24 protein-coding genes are annotated in these 26,119 nt (G+C 34.8%); 18 read left to right on the top strand and 6 right to left on the bottom strand.

From position 1 onward, the window contains the following. Positions 1–6 precede the first annotated feature (6 nt). From E7Z81_RS02520 to E7Z81_RS02530, 3 genes are all read left to right on the top strand, one after another. A complete protein-coding gene (locus E7Z81_RS02520; protein ID WP_292743784.1) occupies positions 7–1,683 on the top strand; it encodes an MATE family efflux transporter in 1,677 nt (558 codons plus the stop codon). Between the two features lie 28 nt (positions 1,684–1,711). Then, positions 1,712–2,584, top strand: a complete 873-nt coding sequence (locus tag E7Z81_RS02525) for an aldo/keto reductase (protein ID WP_292743788.1) — start codon at positions 1,712–1,714, stop codon at positions 2,582–2,584. A gap of 316 nt (positions 2,585–2,900) precedes the next feature. Continuing rightward, entirely contained in the window at positions 2,901–4,775 is a 1,875-nt protein-coding gene (locus tag E7Z81_RS02530; protein WP_292743791.1) for a sensor histidine kinase, read from the top strand. 1 nt (position 4,776) lies between these two features. On the opposite strand, the gene E7Z81_RS02535 is transcribed toward E7Z81_RS02530, so the two are convergent. Then, positions 4,777–5,151, bottom strand: coding sequence for a helix-turn-helix domain-containing protein (locus E7Z81_RS02535; RefSeq protein WP_292743794.1), 375 nt, complete (start codon positions 5,149–5,151; stop codon positions 4,777–4,779). A 94-nt stretch (positions 5,152–5,245) separates the two neighbouring features. Between E7Z81_RS02535 and E7Z81_RS02540 the strand changes: the two genes are divergently transcribed. After that, a complete protein-coding gene (locus E7Z81_RS02540) occupies positions 5,246–6,187 on the top strand; it encodes an aldo/keto reductase (RefSeq protein ID WP_292743797.1) in 942 nt (313 codons plus the stop codon). 50 nt (positions 6,188–6,237) lie between these two features. Here E7Z81_RS02540 and E7Z81_RS02545 read toward each other — a convergent pair whose 3' ends face one another. Continuing rightward, positions 6,238–6,480, bottom strand: coding sequence for a hypothetical protein (locus E7Z81_RS02545; RefSeq protein WP_292743800.1), 243 nt, complete (start codon positions 6,478–6,480; stop codon positions 6,238–6,240). 78 nt (positions 6,481–6,558) lie between these two features. On the opposite strand from E7Z81_RS02545, the gene E7Z81_RS02550 reads away from it, so the two are divergent. After that, on the top strand, positions 6,559–7,293 hold the full coding sequence (locus E7Z81_RS02550) for a methyltransferase domain-containing protein (RefSeq protein WP_292743803.1): 735 nt from the start codon (positions 6,559–6,561) through the stop codon (positions 7,291–7,293). A gap of 2 nt (positions 7,294–7,295) precedes the next feature. Beyond that, positions 7,296–8,336, top strand: a complete 1,041-nt coding sequence (locus tag E7Z81_RS02555; RefSeq protein ID WP_292743806.1) for an aldo/keto reductase — start codon at positions 7,296–7,298, stop codon at positions 8,334–8,336. Positions 8,337–8,792: 456 nt separating this feature from the next. On the opposite strand, the gene cobQ is transcribed toward E7Z81_RS02555, so the two are convergent. Further along, a complete protein-coding gene (cobQ, locus tag E7Z81_RS02560) occupies positions 8,793–10,328 on the bottom strand; it encodes a cobyric acid synthase CobQ (protein ID WP_292743810.1) in 1,536 nt (511 codons plus the stop codon). 585 nt (positions 10,329–10,913) lie between these two features. Here cobQ and lonB point away from each other — a divergent pair. Together lonB and E7Z81_RS02570 are read left to right on the top strand one after the other, a co-directional pair. Continuing rightward, entirely contained in the window at positions 10,914–12,794 is a 1,881-nt protein-coding gene (gene lonB, locus E7Z81_RS02565; RefSeq protein ID WP_292744041.1) for an ATP-dependent protease LonB, read from the top strand. A gap of 71 nt (positions 12,795–12,865) precedes the next feature. Then, entirely contained in the window at positions 12,866–14,284 is a 1,419-nt protein-coding gene (locus tag E7Z81_RS02570; RefSeq protein WP_292743813.1) for a Mur ligase family protein, read from the top strand. Here the strand turns inward: E7Z81_RS02570 and E7Z81_RS02575 are convergent. After that, a complete protein-coding gene (locus E7Z81_RS02575) occupies positions 14,274–14,756 on the bottom strand; it encodes a hypothetical protein (RefSeq protein ID WP_292743815.1) in 483 nt (160 codons plus the stop codon). The two genes, E7Z81_RS02570 and E7Z81_RS02575, sit on opposite strands and share 11 nt — an antisense overlap. Further along, a complete protein-coding gene (locus E7Z81_RS02580) occupies positions 14,746–15,651 on the bottom strand; it encodes an ADP-ribosylglycohydrolase family protein (RefSeq protein ID WP_292743818.1) in 906 nt (301 codons plus the stop codon). Before E7Z81_RS02580 ends, E7Z81_RS02575 begins: the two co-directional genes overlap by 11 nt. A gap of 89 nt (positions 15,652–15,740) precedes the next feature. Here E7Z81_RS02580 and E7Z81_RS02585 point away from each other — a divergent pair, with 89 nt between their 5' ends. Further along, entirely contained in the window at positions 15,741–16,250 is a 510-nt protein-coding gene (locus E7Z81_RS02585) for a GNAT family N-acetyltransferase (RefSeq protein WP_292743821.1), read from the top strand. 29 nt (positions 16,251–16,279) lie between these two features. Further along, positions 16,280–16,651, top strand: a complete 372-nt coding sequence (locus E7Z81_RS02590; protein WP_292743824.1) for a zinc ribbon domain-containing protein — start codon at positions 16,280–16,282, stop codon at positions 16,649–16,651. Between the two features lie 15 nt (positions 16,652–16,666). On the opposite strand, the gene E7Z81_RS02595 is transcribed toward E7Z81_RS02590, so the two are convergent. Continuing rightward, the gene (locus tag E7Z81_RS02595) at positions 16,667–17,185 is read right to left on the bottom strand and encodes a hypothetical protein (RefSeq protein WP_292743827.1); all 519 of its coding nucleotides are present in this window, start codon (positions 17,183–17,185) and stop codon (positions 16,667–16,669) included. Between the two features lie 90 nt (positions 17,186–17,275). Here E7Z81_RS02595 and E7Z81_RS02600 point away from each other — a divergent pair, with 90 nt between their 5' ends. From E7Z81_RS02600 to E7Z81_RS02635, 8 genes are all read left to right on the top strand, one after another. Then, a complete protein-coding gene (locus E7Z81_RS02600) occupies positions 17,276–18,190 on the top strand; it encodes a ribose-phosphate diphosphokinase (RefSeq protein ID WP_292743829.1) in 915 nt (304 codons plus the stop codon). Between the two features lies 1 nt (position 18,191). After that, positions 18,192–18,482, top strand: coding sequence for a hypothetical protein (locus E7Z81_RS02605; RefSeq protein WP_292743832.1), 291 nt, complete (start codon positions 18,192–18,194; stop codon positions 18,480–18,482). Positions 18,483–18,487: 5 nt separating this feature from the next. Beyond that, complete coding sequence (gene uvrB, locus E7Z81_RS02610) at positions 18,488–20,455, top strand: excinuclease ABC subunit UvrB (RefSeq protein ID WP_292743835.1); 1,968 nt, start codon at positions 18,488–18,490, stop codon at positions 20,453–20,455. A gap of 261 nt (positions 20,456–20,716) precedes the next feature. Then, complete coding sequence (locus tag E7Z81_RS02615; protein ID WP_292743838.1) at positions 20,717–20,959, top strand: AbrB/MazE/SpoVT family DNA-binding domain-containing protein; 243 nt, start codon at positions 20,717–20,719, stop codon at positions 20,957–20,959. Beyond that, the gene (locus E7Z81_RS02620) at positions 20,959–21,354 is read left to right on the top strand and encodes a type II toxin-antitoxin system VapC family toxin (RefSeq protein WP_292743841.1); all 396 of its coding nucleotides are present in this window, start codon (positions 20,959–20,961) and stop codon (positions 21,352–21,354) included. Before E7Z81_RS02615 ends, E7Z81_RS02620 begins: the two co-directional genes overlap by 1 nt. A 75-nt stretch (positions 21,355–21,429) precedes the next feature. Beyond that, positions 21,430–24,318 (top strand): excinuclease ABC subunit UvrA, encoded by a 2,889-nt coding sequence (gene uvrA / locus E7Z81_RS02625; RefSeq protein ID WP_292743844.1) that lies wholly within the window; start codon positions 21,430–21,432, stop codon positions 24,316–24,318. Positions 24,319–24,438: 120 nt separating this feature from the next. Continuing rightward, positions 24,439–25,650: an ammonium transporter gene (locus E7Z81_RS02630; RefSeq protein WP_292744044.1), complete on the top strand. Its 1,212-nt coding sequence runs from the start codon at positions 24,439–24,441 to the stop codon at positions 25,648–25,650. 17 nt (positions 25,651–25,667) lie between these two features. Beyond that, positions 25,668–26,006 (top strand): P-II family nitrogen regulator, encoded by a 339-nt coding sequence (locus E7Z81_RS02635; protein ID WP_292743847.1) that lies wholly within the window; start codon positions 25,668–25,670, stop codon positions 26,004–26,006. Positions 26,007–26,119: the final 113 nt, after the last annotated feature.

Genomic DNA, 26,119 nt, shown 5'->3' on the forward strand with positions numbered 1-26,119 from the left:
TTTTAAATGAATTTCAAAATAGCAGATAGTAAATTTAAGGAATTATTATTACCTACATTGCTTATCGTAATGGCTTTGAACATAAGTTCAGTTGTCGACACGTTTTTTGTAGGTACATTCATAGGTGAAAATGCAGTTGCTGCAATTGATCTTTTGGAGCCTATGATTCTATTAGTAACCGTTTTAGAATGGTTGTTTGGACTTGGTGGTCAAATTTTGGCGTTGAGTAAAAAATCAGAATTTGATATTGATGGAAGTAATCGTTTCTTTACAACATCAATAGTTGTATCAGTTATTGCTTCACTTGTAATGGCATTGGTGTGTTTAATATTTCTTGATCAATTGGCTGTAGTTTTAGGTTCAAATGCTGCTACAAAACCTCTTGTTATGCAATATTCCACATATCTGTACGGATGCTTCTTTGTATCTACAGTTGTAGGAATACTTGCTCAATATATCCGTGTGGACGGTCAGCCAAACTTCGCATCAGTCGTAATTATAGTCGCAAATATAGTTAATATCATTTTTGATTATATTTTCTTATCTTCAGGCATGGGTATGGCATCCGCTTCACTTGCATCATTTATAGGGTACAGCGTAGGAATCGTTATCTGTTTATTTTACATTCGCAATCCTAAAAGAACATTCAGATTTGTCAGATCTGCACTTGAAATTAAAACCTTCATTAAAACCACTTGGGAAATGATTAAAGTGGGATTCCCTGGTGCAAGTATAGGTGCTTTTGATGTAGTGTTTGTTTATCTTTTAAACCTGTTTTTGGCTTCAACACTGGGAAATACTGGATTGACTACCTATATGGTATGTACTGATGCATTGGTTATTGCAAGTATTGTTGATGTTGGTGTTTCAGAGACATTGACGTCAATTGTTCCGGTATACTATTCAAAGCATGATTATCTTAATTTAAACCACCTTGTAAAAAATTCACTTCTGATAAGCGGGTCATGTGCAATAATATTGATGGGTGTCATGTGGGTATGGCCTCAAGGATTCCTGGCACTTTACAACTTTAATCATAGTGAAATAGCTGACTTTGTGATAAATGCGCTTAGATTATATTCATTATTCTTTATAGTTTCAGTGCTTCCTAATTTACTGGTATTCTATTATGAAGCAATAGAAAGGCCGGTATTGTCATCAGCAATATCCATTCTTTATACTCTTGTAATGCCGTTTATTTCCATTGTAATATTATATAACTTGATTGGATCTAATGGAATATGGCTAGGATTTACTGTAGGAACTATAATTTCTATGGGAATTGCCCTTGTAGTTATTAAGCTAATTCAAAAAAGAGAGCCGCAATACAGCGGATTATTCTTCATTGAGCATGATTTGATACCTAAAACCCGAAATTTTGTCTTAACTGATAATGACTTGAATGCAAGAAAAGAATGTTTAAACCATTTGAAAGATTTAAATGCCGATGATAAGTTCTGTGATAACACAAATAAGATTTTTGATGTGATTTTCGATACAAATCCTCACGGCACCTATGTGGAAGTGTTAGTCATTGATTATGATGATAATATACATCTTGATGTTAAGTATGATGGGGAACATGAAAATCTTGAACATCTTAAACATAACTTCCCTGAGGGTCTTTTAAAATATGCAGAAGTTTTAGGATTCAACACTATTGAATATGTGATGAAAAAATAGATATTCAAAGATATAAGGCGTTGTTAATATGGAATTCAAAAAATTGAATAATAATGAAAAAATGCCATTTATAAGTTATGGCGTTTATGAAATAAGTCCTAGAAAAACAAAAAAAGCTGTTATTAATGCTTTAAATGCAGGATATACTTCAATTGATAATGCGCAAATCTACTATAATGAAGAAAAAGTTGGTGAAGCAATTTCTGAATCAGGAATTCCCAGGGAAGAACTATTTTTGACCAGTAAAAACTGGGTAAGCAATTCAGGATATGAAAAAACAATGAAAGCCGTTAATAAAACATTAGATGATTTGCAAACGGATTATCTTGACTTGTTGCTTATTCATCAGCCATTTGGAGATTATTACGGGTCATACAGAGCATTTCAGGATTTGCAAAAAGAGGGAAAGGTATTGTCAATTGGTGTTTCAAATTTTGATTCTGTTCGTCTGGTTGACTTATGCATGAATTTTGACATAGTTCCTCAAGTCAATCAGGTTGAAACAACACCTTATTACCAGCAATATGAAGCTAACAAGATAATGAAGGAGTGGGATGTGACTCATCAGAGTTGGGGCCCTCTTTCCGAAGGGTTAGATAATCTATTTGAAAATCCGATTCTTTTGGAAATAGCTGAAAAATATGACAAGAGCGCCGCACAGGTTATTTTAAGATGGTTGATTGACAGGGATATTCCTCTCTCATGCAGATCTGTTAAAACAGAAAGGATGGAAGAAAATATTGATGTTTTTGATTTCACTTTAAATAAAAAGGAAATCGAAAAAATTAAGGAATTGGACAGAGGCAAAAGTCCTTTCAATGATTATAATGACCCTGAAATTGCAGAGGAGTTTATTTCAGAAGTGATTTCTGATTCAAAATTCAGTTTTGATCTGTTTTAATAATTTTAAAAATATTTTCTTGCAAACTCAAATTAAATTGTTGATTTTTATCAACATTTTACTTATTTTTTTAATATATTATATTGTATGAAATATTCCAACTAAAATTGAATTGATTGGATAATTTCACCTTTTCGGTGTTCTAAATGTGATTACTTTAAATATCATGTTAAATATACATAACAATAATATATAATGTTCAATGTAATTCTTTAAAGATAATATATCTTTTATTTTGTATCTTCGATTTTCTATTCAATGAAAATTTAGTTTAGTGAATATTATTATAACATAAATGAAATTAAGGAAATTAAATATGAAAATATATAAAGATTATAGGCGATTGGAAGATATTGATGAACTCCGTATTTATGATATTGACCAAAAAGAATTGTATAATCCAACACCTCTTGAATTCAGCGTAGATGATGTTCCTTTTCCACAGCTGATAAGTAATATCCCAATGGATGTAAATATTTTAATACCTCACAATGACGGAAATGATTTTATAATAAAATCTTTGGGAAGTTTTATACTGGGACATTTTAATCTTCAGTTGGATGATGTGAGAGGAAGGCTTTTAAGTAAAATTTCACCTGTTTTCTATGAAATGTTTCATGAATATTTCAGAGAAGTCTATAAAACTCAAAAAACTAAAGTGGTTCATGTTTTTTATTATGGAAAACATAATTTATCAAGAATTACTATTGTTAAAATCGTTTATGAACTGAACAGGTTATTTGTTTTTGCAGACCATATCAATAAAGATGCCAATGTTTCAGATGAATTTGATAAAATCAAGTATTCCGAAGATAAAGTGAGTATGATGGAATATTTCACTCAGACAGGAAGTTATCGTAGGGTTGATGGAAAATATACCTGGACACAAGGGATATATAATATTATAAATCGTCCTAGGGAGGAACGTGATGAATATTATAATATTGTATTTGATTTAGCCATTCCTGAAGATAAGGATCTGATTGAAAAAATCTTAAATATCATGGATACCGATACAAGCCATCATGAGGATATTATAAGGATTAGAACTGAAGATGGAGTATTAAAATATCTTGAGATTAATCTTTATTCAAATTTTGATGAAGAAGGTAATCTGATTAGTCGTTATGGATTATTTAATGATATAACTACCTATTCAAAACAATCATCTATAAAACCTGTCGATTTTCTATTGCAAGGATTTAAAAACAGTAAAAAATTGGCTTTGTTAATTGAACCGTTAAATTTTAAACATTTTGAATTTTCAGAAGGCTATTATTATTTCATTGACCAAGATCCATCTGAGTATGTTCATTCCCTTGATTTAATTAACAATATTGTTGAGGATGAAACAAAAAAACAAATCATTCGATTGGTTGATGGAGAAATAAACAGAATTGATGAAACATTCAGATACAATGTTGGCGGTGATGAATCCAATCAGAAAATCTGTGAACTGTACATTGAACGATTTGAGTTCAGTAACAGTAATCACAGTTTGGGTTTTCTAGCTGACATTACCGATGAAAAGAATAAACAACTGGAATTGCAAGATGCCAACGAGCATAAGGCCGTATTAATTAAAGAAGTTCATCATAGAGTCAAAAACAATCTGCAAGTTCTCAACAGTTTCTTAAATCTTGAAAGAAGAGCATATAAAGATAAACCTGAAGTAATCATAGATCATATGCAGTCACGTCTGACTTCACTTGCTTTATTGCATGAAAAAACATACAATACTCATGACTTTAAAAACATCAATCTTAATGATTTTATTCAGGATCAGGACAGTCAAATTAGAAATTTGGTTGGCATGAAGAATGGTGTCGAATTTGAATCTGAAGTTGACAAAGATCTTAACCTGACAATTGAGGTTATTACTCCTTTATTGTTGATTATCGATGAATTGAATATGAATGCCATAAAACATGCATTTCCGGATAAAACAGTTCCTGACAAAAAGATTATCAAAAAAATTGTTAAAATTGATGAAAATACTGCCGAATTAACATTCAAGGATAATGGTGTAGGTATTGAAGACCCTAAAAAGATTAAAAAGAATTTAGGGTGCATAATAATTCAAAATCTTACTAAACAGTTGGACGGCAAAATCCAATTGGTTGAGCATAAAAATGGAACTGAATATAAATTGGTTTTCCCTATTCATATGCAACATACAATACATGGATGATTTAGTCAAGTAACTGTTTTTTAAAGCCTTCTTTAGCTTTAACAGCAGTTTCTTTATTATATAAATCTTTATTGTTGTCTAGAGTATATTCAACCAAATAATATATTATTTTATTTAATGATTTTCCTTTCTCTGTTAGGAAATATTCAATATTTGCATCATCAACCACCTTTTTGATAAGGTCTTGTTCTTCCATGAATTTCAAACTTCTTGATAATGCTTTGTTGGACAGTTCAGGCCTTCCTTCTTTAAACTCACTAAAACGTGTTTTTCCAAAAAACATGTCGCAAATAATTTGCAAAACCCATTTTCTATTTAAAATATCAAGGGATAATTCCACAGGACAGTGAGTAAGTTCAAAATCAAAGTATGTCATATGCTTTAAACATTTTTATTTTGTTTTATTTTTAATTTTTGGTGTCATAGCTGTCACTTTAATTTTTTATATTTTCTTTTAAAGATATAATTTCATGACTTTAAAAGACAACCTTCCAAAAATTGCTCTTGGTGCATGGGCATGGGGTAATGATGGAACTTTCGGAAATGAGCATAAAGTTGACGATTTAAAACCAATTTATGATAAAGCAATGGAATTAGGTCTTAATCTATGGGATACTGCTTATGTCTATGGAATGGGAACTTCAGAAGAGGTTTTAGGAGAATTTCTAAGGACATCAAATCGTGATGATTTTGTAATTTCAACAAAATTCACACCTCAGCTGGCTGAAATGTTTGAGGCAAATGAAGTAACTTCAATGTATGAAAACAGTGCAAAAATTTTAGGTGTGGACGATATTGATATATTTTGGATTCACAATCCTGTTGGAGCACCTGAATGGACTAAAAAACTGGTGGAAACAGCTAAAGAGCATGATATTAAAATGATTGGTGTTTCAAACCATAATCTTGCAGAAATCAAGGAAGCTAATGAAATCCTAAAAGAAGCTGGATTAAAGCTTGGTGCTGTACAAAACCATTACAGTTTACTTAACAGATCATCTGAAGACTCAGGAATTCTAGAATATTGTAAAGAGAATGATATTGTTTTCTTTGCATACATGGTTCTTGAACAAGGGGCATTATCAGGTAAATATGATACTGCTCATCCATTCCCTGAAGGATCTGACAGAGCAAATGCATATGGAGACAGTTTAGCTGAAATTGAAGAGTTAAACAATGCATTGGCTGAAATCGCTGATGCTCATGATGCAAAAATAGCTCAGCTTCCAATCGCTTGGGCAGTTGCAAAAGGAACTCTTCCAATTATTGGTGCAACAAAAGTTCATCACGTAGAAGATGCTGCTGAAGCGGTAAATATTGAATTAAGTGATGATGAGATTAAAACAATGGAAGAATTGGCTGATAAAGCTAATGTAAATGTTATAAGAGTCTGGGAAAAAGAAATGAAATAATTTCTTTTCCTTTAATTTTTTTAAAAATAAAATAAAATAAGAGAGCAGAATTATTCTGCTGCAATTTCAGTCACAAAGGTCATATTTTCGATAGTTTCACTTTCACCGGATTTGATGGTGTAAAGAGGAGAACCGAGTAAGATTAATCCGTTACAAACTTCTCTGATTTTGTTGTCGGTTACTTCTTGCATGTGGGTTCCTTCGTATGTGAAACCTGCGTCTCTGTCGCCTTCTAATGCGAATGAAATTACTTCGCCACTATTTTTATTAGTTGCTTTTACATTTACAATCATAATTAAATCTCCAATTAATTTGATAATTATATTTTTGTAAGTTAACATTTTTAAATAATGCGGTTTAAACTTATCAACATGGAAATTCCACTATATTTTTATCAGGCTTATAGAGATTTGGACAGATTGTCGCCGGGTAGTGAAGATACAACGTTAAAGGCAATTGATAAGATTGACATTAACATTAACGATGAGCTATATGTACTTGATATTGCATGCGGTGTTGGCACATCAACAATACAACTTGCAAAATACTTTGAAAATGCTGAAATTGAAGCGTTTGACTTGTTTAAACATTATATAGTATCATTGGATGAAAAAATAGCCGAAAATGCTCTTGAAGATAGGGTATTCAGCAGTGTTGGCGACATGAAAGATCCAGATTTTGCAAATGAGGAATTTGATATTGTTTTCTGTGAAGCGTCTGTAGAAATAATGGGCTTTAAGAGAGCTTTGGATGAATGGCGGAGGTTACTGAAGCCTAACGGGTATATGGTAATTTCTGATGTTTCATGGATTTCACGGCCTAGTGGAGAAAGTGTAAAATTCTGGAAAAATATCTATGATGAAGTTGACACTATTGAAAATAAGATTAAACAGATTGAAAGTGCAGGTTATGAGTTCATTGATTATGTAATTGTCCCGAAACGTGATTGGAACAATTATTATCAGAAATTAGAGAAAAATTTAAACTCTTTAAGCGGTGATAAATCTGCAAAGGACTTTGTAAAACAGCTGAAAAAGGAAATGGATTTCTATAGAAATCACAGTGACGATTACAGTTATGTATTTTATGTTATGAAGAAGTGTTGAATATGGATTATGTAAAACTTGGAAACTCAAATTTAAATGTAAGTAGAATTTGTATGGGATGTATGGGATTCGGAGACCCTCAAAATGGAATGCACACATGGACATTGCCTGAAAAGGAATCTCTTGAAATCATTAAAAAGGGAATGGATAATGGAATAAACTTTTTTGATACTGCCATAGGATATCAGAACGGAACTTCAGAACAGTATGTGGGTCGTGCGATAAGGGAATATGCTTCACGTGAAGATATAGTGCTTGCAACTAAGTTTCTTCCAAGAACAGAAGAGGAAATAAAAAACAATGTCTCAGGTCAGGAGCACATTCATAATTTTGTAGATAAAAGCCTTGAAAATTTAGGTCTCGACTACATAGACTTATATATTTATCACATGTGGGACTACAATACTCCGTTGTATGATATTCTTGAAGGACTGACTGAGGTCATTGATGAAGGAAAAGTAAAATACATCGGTATTTCAAACTGTTTTGCATGGCAGCTTGCAAAGGCAAATGCCCTGGCTGAAGCTGAAGGTTTTCACAAATTCGTATCAATTCAGGGTCATTACAACCTGATTTTCAGAGAAGAGGAACGTGAAATGATTCCTCTTTGTGCAGCGGATAATATCGCAACAACACCTTACAGTTCACTTGCTTCCGGAAGACTTTCAAGACTTCCTGGTGAAGATTCAAAAAGATTAAACGAAGACTTTTATGCCAAACTGAAATATCAGAATAGTGAATCACAGGATTTGGAAATCATTAAAAGGGTTGATGAACTGGCCAATAATTATGATGTTTCAATGACTGAAGTTTCACTGGCATGGCTTTTGGAGAAGGTTACCTCTCCAATTGTAGGTGCAACCAAAGCTCACCATGTTGATGGAGCAGTCGGCGCAGTTGATTTAAAACTGACTTCTGATGACATCAGCTATCTTGAAGAGCCTTATGTAGCTCATGATCTTGTTGGTGTGATGGCGGATAATAAAATCTCAGCCAGTGACAATGAAAAAGTCTGGCAGAAGCATACTAAAGATAAAATTTAAGAGTATCTCTTAAATTACAATTTTTTTTATTTATCTCAATTTAATTAATTTAAAAGAATTTTTTCTTTTTAAATCAATTTAATATTCTAAAAACTTTTTATTTTAAATATCATGCGGAATAAATCTTTTATAGTAGGTTTTGACCACTAAAATAAAAATACATAACAATTCAGAAGGGATAATCTTGAAAAAAGATACTCGTTTTTTAATTAAAATGACTATCGAATTAATTAGAATCATTTTAATGTTTTTTAAATGATTCGCAGAGTATAATTAGGTTGTTGAATGCAAAGAAAGAAGTTTTTAGCATTTTTTCTTTAGTGGGGTTCTCCTTACATTATAAAATAAGAAATATTATATATGATAAAATTAAAATAAGTATTCAAGAGATTATTCTCGATGAATTGTTTACAAATAAAGTTAAGATCTTTTGATTTTAACTTTATTATGTTTAAATTATTCTTTTTTTCCAAATATTAATTCATCGATGATATCCATATCCAGATTTTCTTCAACGATTTCAGCCAGTCTGTTTAAAGAATAATCCTTTTGGGTTTCGTAAGGATCTTCACCGTATTTTGCTTCAAGACCTTTTTTAACTCTTAAATAATTTAAAAATTCTCTTCTGAAATTATAGTTATGGAATATTCCATGGAAATAAGTTGCAAATACGTTATCTGAAGAGGCACCGTCAACAAGTCCGTCTTCATTGTTTCCCTGTCCTTTTTTAATGTTTAAAAGAGGATTTGATTCTAAAAGTTTAGTGGTTCCTTCATGAATCTCATATCCTGTCACCTCTTCACCGGCTATGTCTTTAAATATTTCTCCGACTAATCCTTTCAAATCATCAGGTATTGTTGCAACGGACTGTGTCACGATTTTACCTGCTCTTGAAAACTCGGATTCAATATCTAAAAGTCCAAGTCCGTTTAAGGTTCCATGCTTGGATTCACGTTTGTCATCATCATGAATTACATTTCCCAAAATCTGCAGGCCTCCGCATATTCCAACGATTGGAATTTCTGATGATTTTTCAATAATCTTGTCAGCAAGGCCACTTTGGCGAAGAGCAAACATGTCTTCTGTTGAGTTACGGGTTCCTGGAATTAGAATTGCATCAACATCACCTATATCGTCATTGATACCAATCATTTTAAGCGCAACGTCCTCTTCGTACTCAAACGGGTCGATATCTGTGAAATTAGCTATTTTCGGTAATCTGATTACTCCTATTGTTATGTCCTTGTCTTCTGCAAACACATGTGTTGTCAGTGATGCTGAATCCTCTTCAGGCAGTTTCAATGTTTCATCATAAGGAAGCACTCCCAGTACAGGTTCGCCGGTTATCTCTTCGATTCTGTCAAGCCCTGGCTTTAAAATATCCAAATTACCTCTGAACTTGTTGATTACAGTTGCTTTAAGACGGGACCTGTCATAATCATCAAGTAAAACGTATGTTCCGGCAATGGCTGCAAAAACTCCTCCCATTTCAATGTCTGCTATTAGAATAACGTTGGCATCGGCAAGATGTGCGATTTCCATATTTGCTATATCCTGGTCTCGCATGTTAATCTCGGCCGGTGAACCTGCCCCTTCAATTACGATTATGTCATATTCCTCAGATAGTATTTTGAAGCTTTCTTTTATTGCATTGAATGCTGTATCATGGTATTTGTGCTGGTAATCATAAAAGTTCATGTCACCTATTGATTTTCCCTGAATGATTACGTTTGATGTGAAATCTCCTTTTGGTTTTAATAAAACGGGATTCATATGTATGCTGGGTTCAATCATTGCCGCTTCCGCCTGCAGCATCTGAGCAATTCCAATTTCACCATTTTCTTTTGTGGTGTATGAATTTAAAGACATATTTTGGGATTTGAATGGAGCTACTTTATATCCTCTGTTCTTATATATTCTACATAATGCTGCTACAAGCATACTTTTTCCGGCGTTTGAAGAGGTTCCCTGAACCATGATACATTTTGACATGTTAGAATATATTTAGTTAATATTATAAATAATTTAAAAATGAGATTTTTTTAATTAAATTTGAAGGAGAGTCATGCCGTATTGTCTGGGGCTTAATAATGAACTGACTGTGCGACAATAATGTTCGGTTCTCCTTCAAAAATCGAGTGACAAGATATAATTATCGAAAATTTATCTTGTAATTAATATTATTGAGATTATATTTAATATATCTTTACTTTTTTCAATATATAATCATATTTTTCTATTTATTCAATTTTATTTTATTAATTTTTTATTTGGGTTTTATTGTTCTAAAATTATATTTTTGATATGTTTTAATGTGCAATTCGATGTGATTTATTATATGGAAATAATGCAAATATTTTACTTACTTTTATTTACTAAAATAGAAAGCTTTTTATATGTCCTAAAATTAAATAAATATTAAATAGTATATGAAACTTAACTTTTAATGATGAATTTATTACAAGAAGTGAGGTTAATTTTATGAAATTTGAAGAACAAGAATCAATCGAAGATTCTTTAGAAGAAGTCACTGAAAAACCAGTCGAAGAGGAAGCTTCTGGTGAAGAAACAATTCACATGCTGGATTATGATAACATAAAAAGCTCACAAGATATTGAGGTTCCACCTTTATTAATTGATCAGGTTATAGGACATGAAGAGTCCATTGAAACAATTAAAAAAGCAGCAAAACAAAGAAGGAATGTTTTGTTAATAGGTGACCCTGGTGTGGGTAAATCCATGCTTGCAAAAGGAATGGCACAAATCCTGCCTCATGAAACCCTACAAGATGTTTTGGTCTATCCTAATATGGAAGATAACAACCATCCTCTGGTAAGAACAGTCCCTGCAGGTGAAGGTAAAAAAATTGTAAGGGCAACAAAAGGGTCCGCCAAAGGTCATGAAGAGAGAAAAACAATTATTACAATGTTTGCTATTGGTGGTATCCTGGTTATAGGATTCATGTACGGCAGATTGCTCGAATCCATTATTGCAGCTGCTTTAATCTTACTTATATCAATACAGATTAAACCTAAAACCAATAACATGTCTCCAAAATTATTGGTTAACAATGAAGAATCCAGATTTGCACCATTCATGGATGCGACTGGTGCTCATGCAGGTGCACTTTTAGGAGATGTACGTCACGACCCATACCAATCCGGAGGATTAGGAACTCCTGCACACGAACGTGTCGAAGCAGGTATGATTCACAAGGCAAACCGTGGAGTTTTATATATTGACGAAATAGGTACAATGAGTATGAAAACCCAGCAGGAGCTTTTATCTGCAATGCAGGAAAAGCAATATGCAATCACAGGTCAAAGTGAAAACTCCAGTGGTGCAATGGTAAGGTCACAGGCAGTTCCATGTGACTTTGTGCTTGTAGCATCAGGAAACCTTCAGGTATTGGAAGGAATGCACATAGCAATGAGGTCAAGAATCAGAGGATACGGTTACGAAGTTTTCATGAAAGATTACATGGAAGATACAACCGAAAACCGAGAAAAACTGGTTCAATTCGTAGCTCAGGAAGTTAAAAACGATGGAAGAATTCCACACTTCGCTCCTGATGCATTGGATGAAATTATCCTTGAAGCTAAAAGAAGATCAGGTAAGCAAAATGCATTGACCTTAAGGTTAAGGGACTTAGGCGGTTTAGTCAGGTCCGCTGGTGATGTAGCTATTGAAAAAGGTGCAGAGCTTGTTACTGCTGAGCATGTTGTTGAAGCTAAAAGATTTGCAAGAACCCTCGAACAGCAAATAGCTGACAGATCCATTATCCAAAGAAAAGATTACAGTATGGTATCTGCTGAAGGTGGAAGAGTTGGTCTTATCAATGGTCTTGCAGTAATTGGAGATAGAAGCGGTATTGTATCACCAATTGCAGCTGAAGCAGCACCAACACAATCTAAAAACGGTGGTCAAATCATAGCTACCGGTAAACTTGGTGAAATCGCTCAGGAATCTGTTCAAAACGTAAGTGCACTGATTAAAAAATACACTAACAAGGACATTTCAGATTATGACATTCACATTCAGTTTATACAAACCTATGATGGTGTTGAAGGCGACTCAGCCAGTGTAAGTATTGCTACTGCGGTAATTTCAGCTGTTGAAGAGATTCCGATTGACCAGACCGTAGCATTGACCGGTTCACTTAATGTTCGTGGAGATGTAATGCCTATCGGTGGTGCAACAGCAAAAATTGAAGCGGCTGCAGAAGCGGGAATGAAAAAAGTATTGATTCCTAAATCTAATTTAAAAGATGTTATGATTGAGAAAAAATACGAAGACATGATTGAAATCATTCCAACCGAAACTTTAAGTGATGTTTTAGAAAATATCTTAATCAGCGGTTCTAAAAAAGATAACTTGATTGCAAAAATGAAGAATTTAGGTTCCAGAGTCGCTGAAAAAGTTCCACAAACAACAATTAATAATCCAACTACAAATTAAAATGGGATTATTTATTTTTTCTATTTTTTTCATACAAATTTTTATATATTTATATATTCAAAAGGTAAAATATGAGTTTTAAAGTTAGTGTTGCAAAACTTGTAGCTAAAGTAGGAGGACCATTTTCAAAATTCGGATCTGGAAGTGGAAAAAGTTTTGCAGGAATTTTATTTACAAAGATTGCAGGTATTGATGCAATTTCAGAATTATCAAAGCAATTGGGTATAGGTTCAATTATTCTTACAGGAACAAACGGAAAGACAACAACTACAACACTTTTAATTAAGTTATTATCAACTGATGTTCCAATCAGAAGCAGTTTTGAAAGTAACACTATCAATGCTATAGCTTCAGCTTTCATCCAGCAAAAAGGGGACATTGGTGTTTTTGAATATGGAATCCGTAATATCAAATACGGAATTCCGGACACAGTTCAGAGAGTCGTTGACCCTGTTGGTGTAGTATATACGACCATTTCCCAGGAACATACTCAGGTTGCCGGTGTTAAAAACCCATTTGAAGATTATTATAAAGCTAAAAGATTGCTGTCTCAGGGCATGAAGCGTGGAGTTATCATAACCAATGGTGATGACCCAAGAACAGCACTGTTAGGGATTGACAAAGAAAAGGATGTCCATGTAAACTATTATGGAATTGAAACCGATGGAATTGAAGATATCAACGGTGAAGCGGTAAACTGTCCGAAATGCGGTGAAACATTAACATATTCCAAATATTATCTCAATCATAGAGGCATCTATTCCTGCAGCTGCGGATTCAAACGTCCTGACTTGAATGTTAAACTAACAGATATTGAATTTGCTCCTGATTCATGGAAACTCACAATTGAAGGAGATTTGTTCAATTACACTGTTTCAAAAAACATTAACTTTAACATAGACATTACTGTACCTCCATACGGTTTCCACAATATATACAATACTCTGGCCTCCATTACAACCTACGCATCATTCACTCCTAAGGTGGAAAACATTGAATCCACGGTTAAAAAAGTATTCAACAATCTGGACATGTCATTTATTCCGCCTGGAAGATTTGAAGTTGTTGATATAGGAGGCAAATTCGTCGGATTGGGTCAGGGTGATAATGGTGATGCGCTTAAAATCAATGCAATGTTCATGAATCAGTTCGTTGATGCTCCATTGGAGTTCATCTATACAACTCCGGATGTGGATGAAGAGGAAATCTTTGAAGACCACTATAAGGTAATAAAAAGCATGAATCCGGAACATGTTATTGTTGTTCCTGGAAGGCATTCCATTGAGAAAGCCGAAGAATACTATAATATTATAAAACAGGATTTCCCCGATGCCGAGTTTTACCCTCTCAGTTATGAGGAAATGGACGTCAGAATTGAAAAGTTAAATGAACTGGCCAGAAATTCAGACTATAAATATGTAATCATGACAGGTTGCGGTGAAGAACAGGCAATGTGGGAAGAAATCAAAAAGAAAATGATTAATAGATAATTTTACTATCTATTATCTCTTTAATTTTTTTGTAAAAATCAAGTTCGGAAGGTTCAATTTCCTTAAATGCCGCATCGATGCTGCATCCGCACAAATCACAGCTTCCGATTATATATTCATCTGTGCCCTTTTTAATCAATATTCCAAAAACACGCTCTTTTTCATTTGCATATTTTTCAAATTCTTCTTCGGATAACTTCAAATTGCAATCCTCAGTTGAATAGATGTCGCATTCATTGATTATCGGCACGAAAGTGTACATGCCTATGTTGAGGAATATGTTTTCATGTTTTAGTATTTTCAGGATTTTTTCTTCAAAGGAATCCTCTTTTTTGAGGTCAAATTTGTCCAGTTCATGGATGTTGCTTGAGCCCATGTAGTAATTGTCATGAATTACTGTGGCAACTAAATCAGGGTCTACATAATTATTGCATGTAGCCCTAATATTTTTAATAGTTTCTTTAACATTCATCACAAAACGCCTCGAATTTTTCACATAATGACATTACCTTGTCAAGATGCGGAATTGATTCAATCCAATCTATAGGTATTGCATCATATCCGTAAAAAATTCCTGCAAGTCCTCCGCAAATAGCTGCAGTAGTATCTGTATCTCCGCCCAGATTCACTGCTTTAAGGACTGCATCACTGTAGGTGTCTGTATTTTTTAAACAATAGATGACACTTTCAATGGTGTCAATAACATAGCCTCCACTTCTGATTTCTCCGGTAAAATCATCGTCAAGTATTCTTTTAAAGTGGATTAGCTCTTCGTTTCCTTCATAATATGAAACAATTTTATTGCAGGCATTTTTCACATGCTCATCTATGGTCAGGTCATTTTCAAGCATTGATTTTGCAATTTCAATATATAAAACGCAGGCTATTTTTGACCTGTCATGGGCATGGGTTAGGCCTGATACGTTTTCAATTGTTTCATGGTTGATATCCGGAATAAAAGCAAGGGGCAATATCCTCATAAGTGATCCGTTTCCGTTGTCATGTGTTGATGTTCCTCCGCTTGACATTGCATCTGCACTATTTTTATATCTTGTAAGGCTCCTTCTGGTTGTATTTCCAATATCAAAAGTATCGTTATACTGTGTGAATTCACTTTCAAAGGCCCATTTGCAGAAATTTATCATGATGTCTTCATAGTCAATTCCTTTCTTGTCTACAATGCTTCTCATAGTTGCAATGGTCATTGAGGAGTCATCAGACCAGGTGCCCTTGGGCATATTGTATGTTCCATTGCCTCTCATCTCATTTACCGGATCTTCTGCAAGTTCCGCTCTTGAGTAAAATTCAACAGGAACTCCAAGTGCATCTCCAACAATAAAACCGCATATTCCGTCTTTAACCTTCATGTTTAATAATAGGTTTTTGAAAATTATTAATATATTCGTTAAAATTATGTTACATCATTTTTAAGTATTTCAAAAACAATTCTTATATAATGATTTTAAAAACTCAAAACCTCCTTTTAAGGCCTTGGCGCGAAAGCGATGCTGAATGTTTATATCACTTTGCAAAAAATCCCAATGTAGGTCCGATTGCAGGATGGCCACCTCATGAAAGCGTTGATGATAGTTTAAACATTATCAAAACAGTCTTTTCCAAAAGGGAAACCTATGCAGTTGTCAGGAATGACATTCCAATAGGCTGTGTGGGACTACTGTTTCACCCGGATACAAACCATTGGTGGGGGGAAGGAGCATGTGAACTTGGCTACTGGATAGCTGAGGAGTTCTGGGGAAATGGCTATGCGGTAGAAGCATCAAAAGCAATAATCAAAAGAGCATTTGATGATTTGAATGTAACCCATATTTACGCTTCATATAGAATTGAAAATTCCCAGTCAAAAAGGGTTTTGGAAAAATTGGGCTTTAAATATTATACAGAATTGGTTAACCAAAATTATTTAGGTGAATATTTTAAAGAAATTGCAATGATTTTAGAAAAATAATTTATATTAAGAAATATTAATGTTAACTAATGACAAGAATATGTGAAAATTGCAAATTTGAAAATCAGGATGATTATGATTTCTGCGCAAAATGCGGAACTCCACTGGTGGAAGGTGTTCAGCCTAAAAATTTCATTGTGTTTCGCAACGAATTGCCTCCGGTAAACAACAAGGCGATTATAGCCTCATATATAGTTACAATATTTTTGTCCTGGAGCGGATTTATCGTTGGAACATTTCTTAAAAACACAAATCTTTCTTTTTTTACATTCTTTGGTTTTTTCATGCCTTTCTATCTTGTCCAGTCAAGACATCCGACAATTAAAAAGCACGGAATAGTAATGTTAATTATTTCACTTGTTGGTGTGGCTCTCTCATTTTATACTGTGCTTCACAAATAGAAAAAAAGGGGAAAATTAAACGAAAATGAATTTAATGTTTCCCATTAAAATGTTTGTTGGAATAGCTATAGGATTGAAAGTACCGCTGTTCATTGCAGTATCCACTGCGTCCCCTCTTGACATGGTACCTTGGACATTTTCACTGCCTGAATAACCGTTGTATGCATCATTTGCCCTTATATTGTCAATCAAACCAGCACCAAAGATGCCTTCAGCAGCTTCAGGATTTACACTAATGATTAAATGTGGTGAAAACTGATATGAGTATTCCATAATGTCTCTTGCAGCTCCATAAGGGTCATCTGGTGAATCCTGGTGAACATTATGCAATGTTTGTCCATTTGCATTTACTGAACTTCCAGGATAAATCCAATCAAAACCGCCTAATGCAGTGAATTTTGCAGCCATATCTATTCCCGGCGATCCTTCGGTAGTATCTTCAGCAATAATCAATATCGGACTTGTTATTGTAAATAACAAAAGCGCAATAAGAATTACCACTATGATTGCCAGTATTACTTTTACTTTGCTCATGATTTTTTTTATTAATGCTTTTTATATTAATAATTAACTTTTTTAATTATCACCAACAAATATAATGTCATATATATTATTGGTGATATTGTGATTATAGGTGGTTCAGCTTCACAAGATTTAGCAGCTCATGTAGCTCGTGAACTCGGAGAAGAATTATGTTATGTTGAAACTCGTAAGTTTCCGGATGGAGAAAGGTATTTAAGAATTGATGGTGAGATTTCTGATGAAGTAACTGTTATCCAGTCAACAGGATATCCTCAGGATGAAAATCTGATGGAATTGTTATTCTTAATATCAAATCTAAAGGATTTGGGAGCTAAAAAAGTTCGTGCAGTGGTTCCATATATGGGATATGCAAGACAGGAAAAACGTTTCAATCCCGGCGAGACAGTTTCCGCAAAAATAATCTGCGAATTGATTCAAGCAGCAGGTGCAGATGAGTTTATCACATTCAATATTCATGAGGAATGTGTATTGAACTTCTTTGACATTCCGGCAAGAAACATCTCAGCAATGCCTGCAATTGCCGAATATCTGGACAAGAAATTCTTCAAAAAAGAAGATCTAAAACCATTAATTATAGCTCCGGATAAAGGTGCTTACGGTTTTGCTCAGGAAATTTCTAAAATTATCGGTTGTGACTGTACATATTTAACAAAAGTTCGTTTAGGACCTGATAAGGTTGAAACAAAAATTGTAGATGTCAGATGCGATAGTGAAAGTGAAAATACTGTAAATATCGATTCAGTTAAAGGCATGCACGCTGTCATTGTTGATGATATTATTGCAACCGGAGGAACAATTGTCAATGCAATAAACATTTTAAAACAGTATGGTGCATCTGCAATTGACGTATGCTGTGTGCATCCGATTCTAACCAATAACGGCGCTACCAGAATCTATGCTGCAGGTGCCAACAAAATCATTGGTACAAACAGTTTATCATCTGACACTTCACGTGTATCCATTGCAAAAGCTATTGCAGATGCATTGAGGGATTAGGATGGATAAGGAAAAGTTAAAATCAGAACTAATTGACAAATCAAATAATATTTTAGCTAAATATGAGGAAATGGATGTTGTTGAAGATATTTCAGTTATGAATATGGCTGCTAAAACAATATTCCTGGGGTCTCTTAAGGTTTATAACAATGCAGTTATTCCGAATATCATGAGAGATTTGCAAAAGGAAATGAAAGGTTACGGAGAGCTTGTAATCAGGGATCAGAGAGTAACTCCATGCTGTTCTCCAAGCTATACTCATATTAGTTTCAACATTACTATTCTAAACTAGAAATCATGAAAGAATTTAAGCTCAAGTCACCTTATAAACCGTTAGGTGACCAGCCAAAAGCAATCAACTCTCTGGCTGAGGGTATAAAAAAAGGCATTAAGGAACAGACACTTCTGGGTGTGACCGGTTCAGGTAAGACTTTTACAATGGCAAATGTCATTGAAAAGGTTCAAAAGCCTACTCTTGTTATTTCACACAATAAAACTTTAGCTGCACAGCTGTATGAAGAATTCAAGGAATTTTTCCCGGACAATGCAGTAGAGTATTTTGTCAGCTATTATGACTATTACCAGCCGGAAGCCTATGTTCCACGTACAGATACCTTTATCGATAAGGAAGCATCCATCAACGAAGATATTGACATGATGAGACACTCTGCAACACAGTCTCTGCTTTCAAGGGATGACGTTATTGTTGTAAGCAGTGTAAGCTGCATTTATGGTATTGGTTCACCGGAGGATTATGGTGAGTTTGCTTTTGGAATTGCAGTGGGAGACATTTATGAGAGATCTGAAATTCTCTCACGTTTGGTTTTTATGCAGTATGAGCGCAATGACATTGAATTTGACCGTGGTCAGTTCAGGGTTCGAGGGGATGTCATTGAAATCAATCCTGTTCACGGAACACCACCGATAAGAATAGAGCTTTTCGGTGATGAAATCGATGCAATCAGCATTATAGACAAGGTCACAGGAAAAAAACAGGAATCACTTCAAAGATACATGATTTTCCCCGCAAAGCACTTTGTAGTTGGCCAGGACAAGATGGATGTGGCTCTTGCAAACATCAAACAGGAACTTGATGAAAGACTTAATGAGCTGAATTTAACCGGAAAACTCCTTGAAGCACAAAGACTGGAGCAGAGAACCCGCTTTGACATTGAAATGCTTCAGGAGATGGGATACTGTCCTGGTGTAGAAAACTATTCAATGCATTTGTCAGGTCGTAACTGGGGAGACAAACCTTATTCCCTTTTAAAATATTTCCCTGATGATTTCCTGACAATAATCGATGAATCTCACGTTACTGTTCCTCAAATCAGGGGAATGTATAATGGTGACAGGGCACGTAAGGAAACCCTGGTTGAATACGGTTTCAGACTGCCTTCCGCTAAGGAAAACCGTCCTTTGAGATTTGATGAGTTTGAATCATCCGTCAATCAGGTAATCTATGTATCTGCAACACCTGCACAATATGAACTTGCAAAATCAAGAAACGTTGTTGAGCAGATTATCAGACCTACAGGACTGGTTGACCCTGAAGTTATCATAAGACCGGTTACAGGACAAGTTGAAGACTTGCTTGAAGAGGTTAGAAAAACAGCCAAAAAGGACGAAAGAGTACTTGTAACCACATTAACAAAGAGAATGGCTGAAGATTTAACAGATTATTATGCAAGAATTGGCGTTAAAGTAAGATATATGCATTCTGAAATCGACACATTGGAGAGAATTGACATTGTTGATGATTTGAGACGTGGTAAATTCGATGTGCTGGTCGGTGTAAACCTTTTAAGGGAAGGTCTGGATTTGCCTGAAGTGTCTCTGGTAGCTATTCTGGATGCTGATAAGGAAGGATTTTTAAGAAATCAGACTTCACTGATACAGACTATAGGGCGTGCTGCAAGAAACGTCAACGGCCGTGTAATAATGTATGTGGATGAAATGACTGATTCAGTTCAAAATGCATACGACATCACTCTCAAAAGGCGTAAGCTGCAGATGAAATACAATGAAGTTCATGGAATCACACCAAAATCCACTCAGAGAACCTTAAAAGAAAAAATTGCTGAGGAAGAGGAAAAATACAAAGGCCTTACAGGTGCCGAAGTTGATAAAATGCCTAAGGATGAACTTCGCTTATTGATTAAAGATCTGGAAAAGGACATGAAGGAAGCAGCTGCAAGGCTTGACTTTGAAAGAGCTGCTGAGCTGAGAAACAAACTTTATGCTTTAAAGGGTTTTGACAAGTAATTGTCTCTGTATTTTAATTTTTAATTATTTTTTTAAGTTAAAATAATTTTTATTTTTCTTTAAAATATTATTAAAAGATTATAATTTTGTTTTAGCTTTATATAGAAATATATATTAAGTTTAAAGTTAAACTAATAATTATAATCAATTTTGAGTATTTTTTAAGTATTATTTTTAATTTTAGTATTTTTATATTTTAGGAAATATTACTTTCTAAAATATTAAATATTAGGAATTTTAAACAATTAGATAAGTGATATTATGGATGGCATTGTCAGTTCAAAAATATATAAGGGATTTCAGACAGTTATTCCAAGTAAAATTAGGGATGAGATTGGAATAACTTTAGAAGATACTCTTAATTGGAGAGTTGAAAAGGATGTGATTATTGTGGAAGTGGAAAAACAAAGACCTTTATCTGATTTAGCGAAATTTGCAATTTCTCTTGATGAAGAAACTGATGTTGTTGATTTGAAAAGAAAATCAGGTAGAGGGGAATTATAGTGATATTTGTTGACACTACATTTTTGATAGCATTATTGATTAAAACAGATTCTCATCATGAAACTGCTTTAAAGATAAGCGATTCTATTCATGAGAGGAAAGTCATTAACAATACTGTACTTAATGAAACATTAAATTCTTTTACCGGTAAAGGCGGAAAGGTTGGAAAAGAATTATTCAGAGTAATTAATGAAATGTTTGATATCAAATATTTGTCTGATTCAGATTATGAAGCTGCGATTGATATCTATTTGAACTATGATTCTGCTATAAATTATTCCGATTGTACAATTTTGACTACTATGTTTCAGAATGGGATTAGTAAAATTGTTACTTTTGATTCTGATTTTGAAAAAATTAAAGGTCTCACAATTTGGGACGAAAATTTTGAATAGTTGTCAAGTGCTCTCTCAAATACTTTATAAGTAAGTTTGTTCTAATATTATATAACTAATTTTTAGGAGTGTATTATGGCAGAAGATTCTAGAAAAAAAATTGTCATCAAGGGTGCGCGTGAGCACAATTTGCAGGATATTGATGTCAGTGTCCCTCGTGATGAATTTATTGTAATTACAGGTCTCAGTGGGTCTGGAAAGTCATCTTTAGCTTTTGATACTATTTATGCTGAAGGACAGCGTAGATATGTTGAATCCCTTTCTGCTTATGCAAGGCAATTCCTGGGGCAGATGAAAAAACCTGAAATGGAATCCATTGAGGGTTTGTCTCCGGCCATTTCAATTGACCAGAAAACAACAAGGGAAAACCCGAGATCAACTGTAGGTACAATTACAGAAATTTATGATTATCTAAGATTATTATTTGCAAGGATTGGTATTCCTCACTGTCCTAACTGTGGAAAGGAGATTTCCCATCAGACCATTGGCCAGATTGGAGATTCCATCATCGAGGAAGGTGAAGGATTAAAAATCCATATCCTGGCACCAATTGTTCGTGATAAGAAAGGTCAGTTCAAGGATGTTCTTGAAGACCTCAGAAACAAAGGTTTTGTAAGGGTTCGTGTTGATGGGGAAGTCAGGGACCTGGATGAGGACATTCAGCTTGCAAAGACATATAGGCACGATATTGATGTTGTGGTTGACAGGCTGAAAATAAGAAAGAATGTTGATTTTAAAAGAAGACTTGTTGATTCTTTGGAAACTGCAACTGAGCTTACAGAAGGGCTTGTTACAGTTTTATTTGACAATGGTGAAAAGGAGTATGAGAAAAAATACTCAGAACACTTTGCATGTGTTGACTGTGGAATAAACTTTGAAGAGCTTACTCCAAGGATGTTTTCATTCAACGCTCCGCAGGGGGCATGTCCTGAATGTAACGGTATTGGTTCAAAAATGGAAATCGACCCTGATTTGGTTGTTCCAGACAAGTCATTGTCACTCAATGAGGGAGCTATTGTTCCGTGGGCAAGTTCCAAAAAACGGGAAAATTACTACTATCAGATGCTTGATGCGGTATCAAAGCACTTCAAATTCAGTATGGACACTCCTTTTGAAGAGCTTTCAAAAGCCCATCAGGATGCAGTCCTTTTCGGATGTGATGAGAAAATTCCGTTCACATTTAAAAGAAGAAACAAATCATATATGGTCAACCGCAGATTTGAAGGTGTTGTTCCAAGAATGCAAAGGTTATACTTTGAGACAAAATCAAGCTATTCAAGAAAATACCTTTCAAAATTCATGTCTGACAGAAAATGTTATGTCTGTGACGGTAAAAGGTTAAGGCCTGAAATATTGGCCGTTACTGTTGGTGGAAAATCAATCATTGACGTTTGTGATTTGGCAATTAAGGATTCATATCAGTTCTTCCAGGATCTTGAACTTACGGAACGTGAAAATTTCATTGCAAAAGAGGTTTTAAAAGAAATTAAGGAACGTTTAAGCTTTTTGGTTGAAGTAGGTCTGGATTATCTGTCAATGTCAAGGTCTTCAGGTACTCTTTCAGGTGGGGAAGCTCAAAGAATCAGACTGGCTACCCAAATAGGTTCAGGTCTTGTAGGTGTTCTATACATTCTCGACGAGCCAAGTATAGGTCTTCACCAAAGGGATAATATCAAGCTGATTGAAGCTTTAAAAAGACTTAAAGATCTGGGAAATACTTTGGTTGTTGTTGAACACGATGAAGAGACAATTTTATCTGCTGACCATGTTGTTGATATAGGTCCAGGTGCAGGTGAGCATGGGGGTAAGGTTGTTGCTCAGGGAACACCTCTGGACATAATGAACAATCCTGATTCAATAACAGGCCAGTACATTTCAAGAACTAAAAAGATAGAAATTCCTAAAGAAAGACGTCCTGGAAACGGCAAATTCATAAAGATTATTGGTGCTGAGCAGAATAACCTGAAAAATATTGATGTGGAAATTCCATTAGGTAAATTTACATGCGTAACAGGTGTGAGCGGTTCAGGTAAAAGTAGTCTAATCAATGAAATCCTCTACAAGGGCGCTCACGGCAAGTTATCCAAAAAATTCATGTTCGCAGGCAAGTACAAGGAAATTGAAGGACTGGAGAACATTGATAAAGTTATTGCAATTGACCAGAAACCAATTGGAAGAACTCCAAGATCAAACCCTGCAACATACACAGGTGTATTCACTGATATTCGTGATTTGTTTGCAAATACTCCAGAATCAAAAGCCAGGGGATACAAACCTGGAAGATTCTCATTCAACGTTAAAGGCGGAAGATGTGAAGCATGTTCCGGTGACGGTATTGTACAGATTGAAATGCACTTCTTGGCTGACGTTTATGTTCCATGTGAAGTCTGTGGCGGTAAAAGATACAATGAAGAGACTCTGGATATAAGATACAAAGGTAAAAATATCTATGAAGTCCTTGAAATGACTGTTGAAGAGGCATTGGAATTCTTTGAAAACATTCCAAAAATCACCAAAAAACTTCAGACTTTATATGATGTGGGATTGGGCTATATGAAGATAGGTCAGCCTGCAACTACACTGTCCGGTGGGGAAGCTCAAAGGATTAAACTTGCTAAGGAACTTTCAAGAACAAGTACTGGTAAAACACTGTATATTCTGGATGAGCCTACTACAGGTCTTCACTTTGCAGATATTAAAAGATTACTGGAAGTATTGGCCAGATTAACTGATGCCGGAAACTCTGTAGTTGTTATTGAACATAACTTGGATGTTATTAAAACTGCAGACCACATTATTGACCTTGGTCCTGAAGGAGGGGATGGCGGTGGTGAGGTCATTGCTACTGGAACTCCTGAAGAGATTGCCGAAGCAGGAACCTACACTGGTCAGTTCTTAGAGCGTATGCTTGATGAAAACATTACTCCTTATGCAAAAGAATTGGTAGAAGATATCGGTAAATGATTTCTTCTATTTTCTCTATTTTTTTTAATTTTTCTTAACATTTATATACTATCTTGTTCAATATATTTTTATCGGAAAGTATCTTCCGACAATATTATTCCTATTAATAATTTGGTGTTTATTATGGTATTAAGTACAGGTAATACTGCTTGGATGCTTGTTGCAACAATAATGGTTTTATTGATGAGCGTTCCAGGTATAGCATTTTTTTATGGTGGTTTATCAAAAAGAAAGAATGTATTGAACTCAATGTTTTTATCGCTTATTGCATTTGCAATAGCTAGTATAATATGGATTTTATACGGATATCAGATTGCATTTTCCCCTGATAGTCTTTCAGGAATAATTGGAATTCCTCAAAGCTTGCTTATGGAGGGAATCGGTGTTGACTCTCTTACAGGAACCATTCCGACATTTGTTTATGCAGGTTTTCAGCTAACATTTGCGGCACTGACAGCAGCTGTAGTTTCAGGTGCAATCGTTGGAAGGATGAAAACCAAATCATGGATTCTCTTTACCGTATTATGGGTAACATTGGTCTATATTCCTATATGTCACTGGATATGGGGTGGCGGATGGCTGATGAATATGGGAGCAATTGATTTTGCAGGAGGAGTTGCAGTAGAGGTCAACTCAGGTTTTTCAGCTCTTGCACTTGCACTTATATTAGGTAAAAGAAGAGACACTTCACTGCTTCCACACAACTTGGGATATTCAATTTTAGGAGCAGGATTTCTATGGTTCGGTTGGATGGGATTCAATGGAGGTTCAGCTCTTGCAGCAAACGGACTTGCAGGTTCAGCTATCCTTGTTTCCAACACTGCAGCGGCAGTGGCAATGATTGCATGGGTAATACTTGATGTAATGAAAATCGGAAAACCAACAGTTCTTGGCGCAATAACCGGTGCAGTTGCAGGTCTTGTTGCAATCACTCCGGCTGCAGGTTTTGTTTCCCTTTCAGGATCAATTGTCATAGGTTTAGGTGCAGCTCTTATATCTTATTATGCAGTTTACAATCTCAAGGACAGATTCGGATATGATGATGCTTTGGATGTATTCGGTGTTCATGGTCTTTCAGGCGTATGGGGAATGATAGCAACAGGACTGTTTGCATCTCCGGCAATTAACGGCGTTGCAGGATTATTCTATGGAAATCCTGACCAGCTGATTATTCAGCTTATAGCAGTTGTTGCAACAGCGACATACACATTTGTGGTAAGTATTTTAATAGCAAAAGCATTAGATATAACTGTAGGATTAAGAGTTGAAGATAAGGAAGAAATCACAGGCCTTGATTCAGCATTGCACAAGGAATCAGGTTACAGAATTTAATAATTATTGGTGATAATATGAAAAGGATTATAGCTGTTATCAGAGAAGAGATGTTTGACAATGTAAAAGCGGCTCTTTTAAAAGCCGGATGTGAAGGAATGAATGTCTCTACAGTCAAAGGAAGGGGCAGACAAATGGGCATTCGCGAATCCTACAGGGGTTCAAGCTACTGTGTGGATTTGATTCCTAAAACAAGGGTTGAACTTATTGTAAACGAGGATGATCTGGACAGGATTATTGACGTTATTATCGAAAGCGCAAGAACTGGCGAAGTCGGTGACGGTAAGATATTTGTCTCTGATGTTGAAGAGGTAATAAGAATCAGAACCGGTGAGCGAGGTTCTGATGCAGTTTAGCTGAAAAATTTTAATGAGTGGAATAATTTTTCCACTTCAATTTTTTATTTTATTCAACTATTTTTATATTCATTAAACATTTAACAATCTCTTTTTTGCTTTAAAAAATTATT

It is taken from the genome of Methanobrevibacter sp. (assembly GCF_015062935.1).
Classification (GTDB): Archaea; Methanobacteriota; Methanobacteria; order Methanobacteriales; family Methanobacteriaceae; genus Methanocatella.

Coding starts and splice junctions, on each gene's coding strand:
- E7Z81_RS02520 (WP_292743784.1), top strand. CDS start 7: ATGAATTTCAAAATAGCAGATAGTAAATTTAAGGAATTATTATTACCT.
- E7Z81_RS02525 (WP_292743788.1), top strand. CDS start 1,712: ATGGAATTCAAAAAATTGAATAATAATGAAAAAATGCCATTTATAAGT.
- E7Z81_RS02530 (WP_292743791.1), top strand. CDS start 2,901: ATGAAAATATATAAAGATTATAGGCGATTGGAAGATATTGATGAACTC.
- E7Z81_RS02535 (WP_292743794.1), bottom strand. CDS start 5,151: ATGACATACTTTGATTTTGAACTTACTCACTGTCCTGTGGAATTATCC.
- E7Z81_RS02540 (WP_292743797.1), top strand. CDS start 5,246: ATGACTTTAAAAGACAACCTTCCAAAAATTGCTCTTGGTGCATGGGCA.
- E7Z81_RS02545 (WP_292743800.1), bottom strand. CDS start 6,480: ATGATTGTAAATGTAAAAGCAACTAATAAAAATAGTGGCGAAGTAATT.
- E7Z81_RS02550 (WP_292743803.1), top strand. CDS start 6,559: ATGGAAATTCCACTATATTTTTATCAGGCTTATAGAGATTTGGACAGA.
- E7Z81_RS02555 (WP_292743806.1), top strand. CDS start 7,296: ATGGATTATGTAAAACTTGGAAACTCAAATTTAAATGTAAGTAGAATT.
- cobQ (WP_292743810.1), bottom strand. CDS start 10,328: ATGTCAAAATGTATCATGGTTCAGGGAACCTCTTCAAACGCCGGAAAA.
- lonB (WP_292744041.1), top strand. CDS start 10,914: ATGCTGGATTATGATAACATAAAAAGCTCACAAGATATTGAGGTTCCA.
- E7Z81_RS02570 (WP_292743813.1), top strand. CDS start 12,866: ATGAGTTTTAAAGTTAGTGTTGCAAAACTTGTAGCTAAAGTAGGAGGA.
- E7Z81_RS02575 (WP_292743815.1), bottom strand. CDS start 14,756: ATGAATGTTAAAGAAACTATTAAAAATATTAGGGCTACATGCAATAAT.
- E7Z81_RS02580 (WP_292743818.1), bottom strand. CDS start 15,651: ATGAAGGTTAAAGACGGAATATGCGGTTTTATTGTTGGAGATGCACTT.
- E7Z81_RS02585 (WP_292743821.1), top strand. CDS start 15,741: ATGATTTTAAAAACTCAAAACCTCCTTTTAAGGCCTTGGCGCGAAAGC.
- E7Z81_RS02590 (WP_292743824.1), top strand. CDS start 16,280: ATGACAAGAATATGTGAAAATTGCAAATTTGAAAATCAGGATGATTAT.
- E7Z81_RS02595 (WP_292743827.1), bottom strand. CDS start 17,185: ATGAGCAAAGTAAAAGTAATACTGGCAATCATAGTGGTAATTCTTATT.
- E7Z81_RS02605 (WP_292743832.1), top strand. CDS start 18,192: ATGGATAAGGAAAAGTTAAAATCAGAACTAATTGACAAATCAAATAAT.
- uvrB (WP_292743835.1), top strand. CDS start 18,488: ATGAAAGAATTTAAGCTCAAGTCACCTTATAAACCGTTAGGTGACCAG.
- E7Z81_RS02615 (WP_292743838.1), top strand. CDS start 20,717: ATGGATGGCATTGTCAGTTCAAAAATATATAAGGGATTTCAGACAGTT.
- uvrA (WP_292743844.1), top strand. CDS start 21,430: ATGGCAGAAGATTCTAGAAAAAAAATTGTCATCAAGGGTGCGCGTGAG.
- E7Z81_RS02635 (WP_292743847.1), top strand. CDS start 25,668: ATGAAAAGGATTATAGCTGTTATCAGAGAAGAGATGTTTGACAATGTA.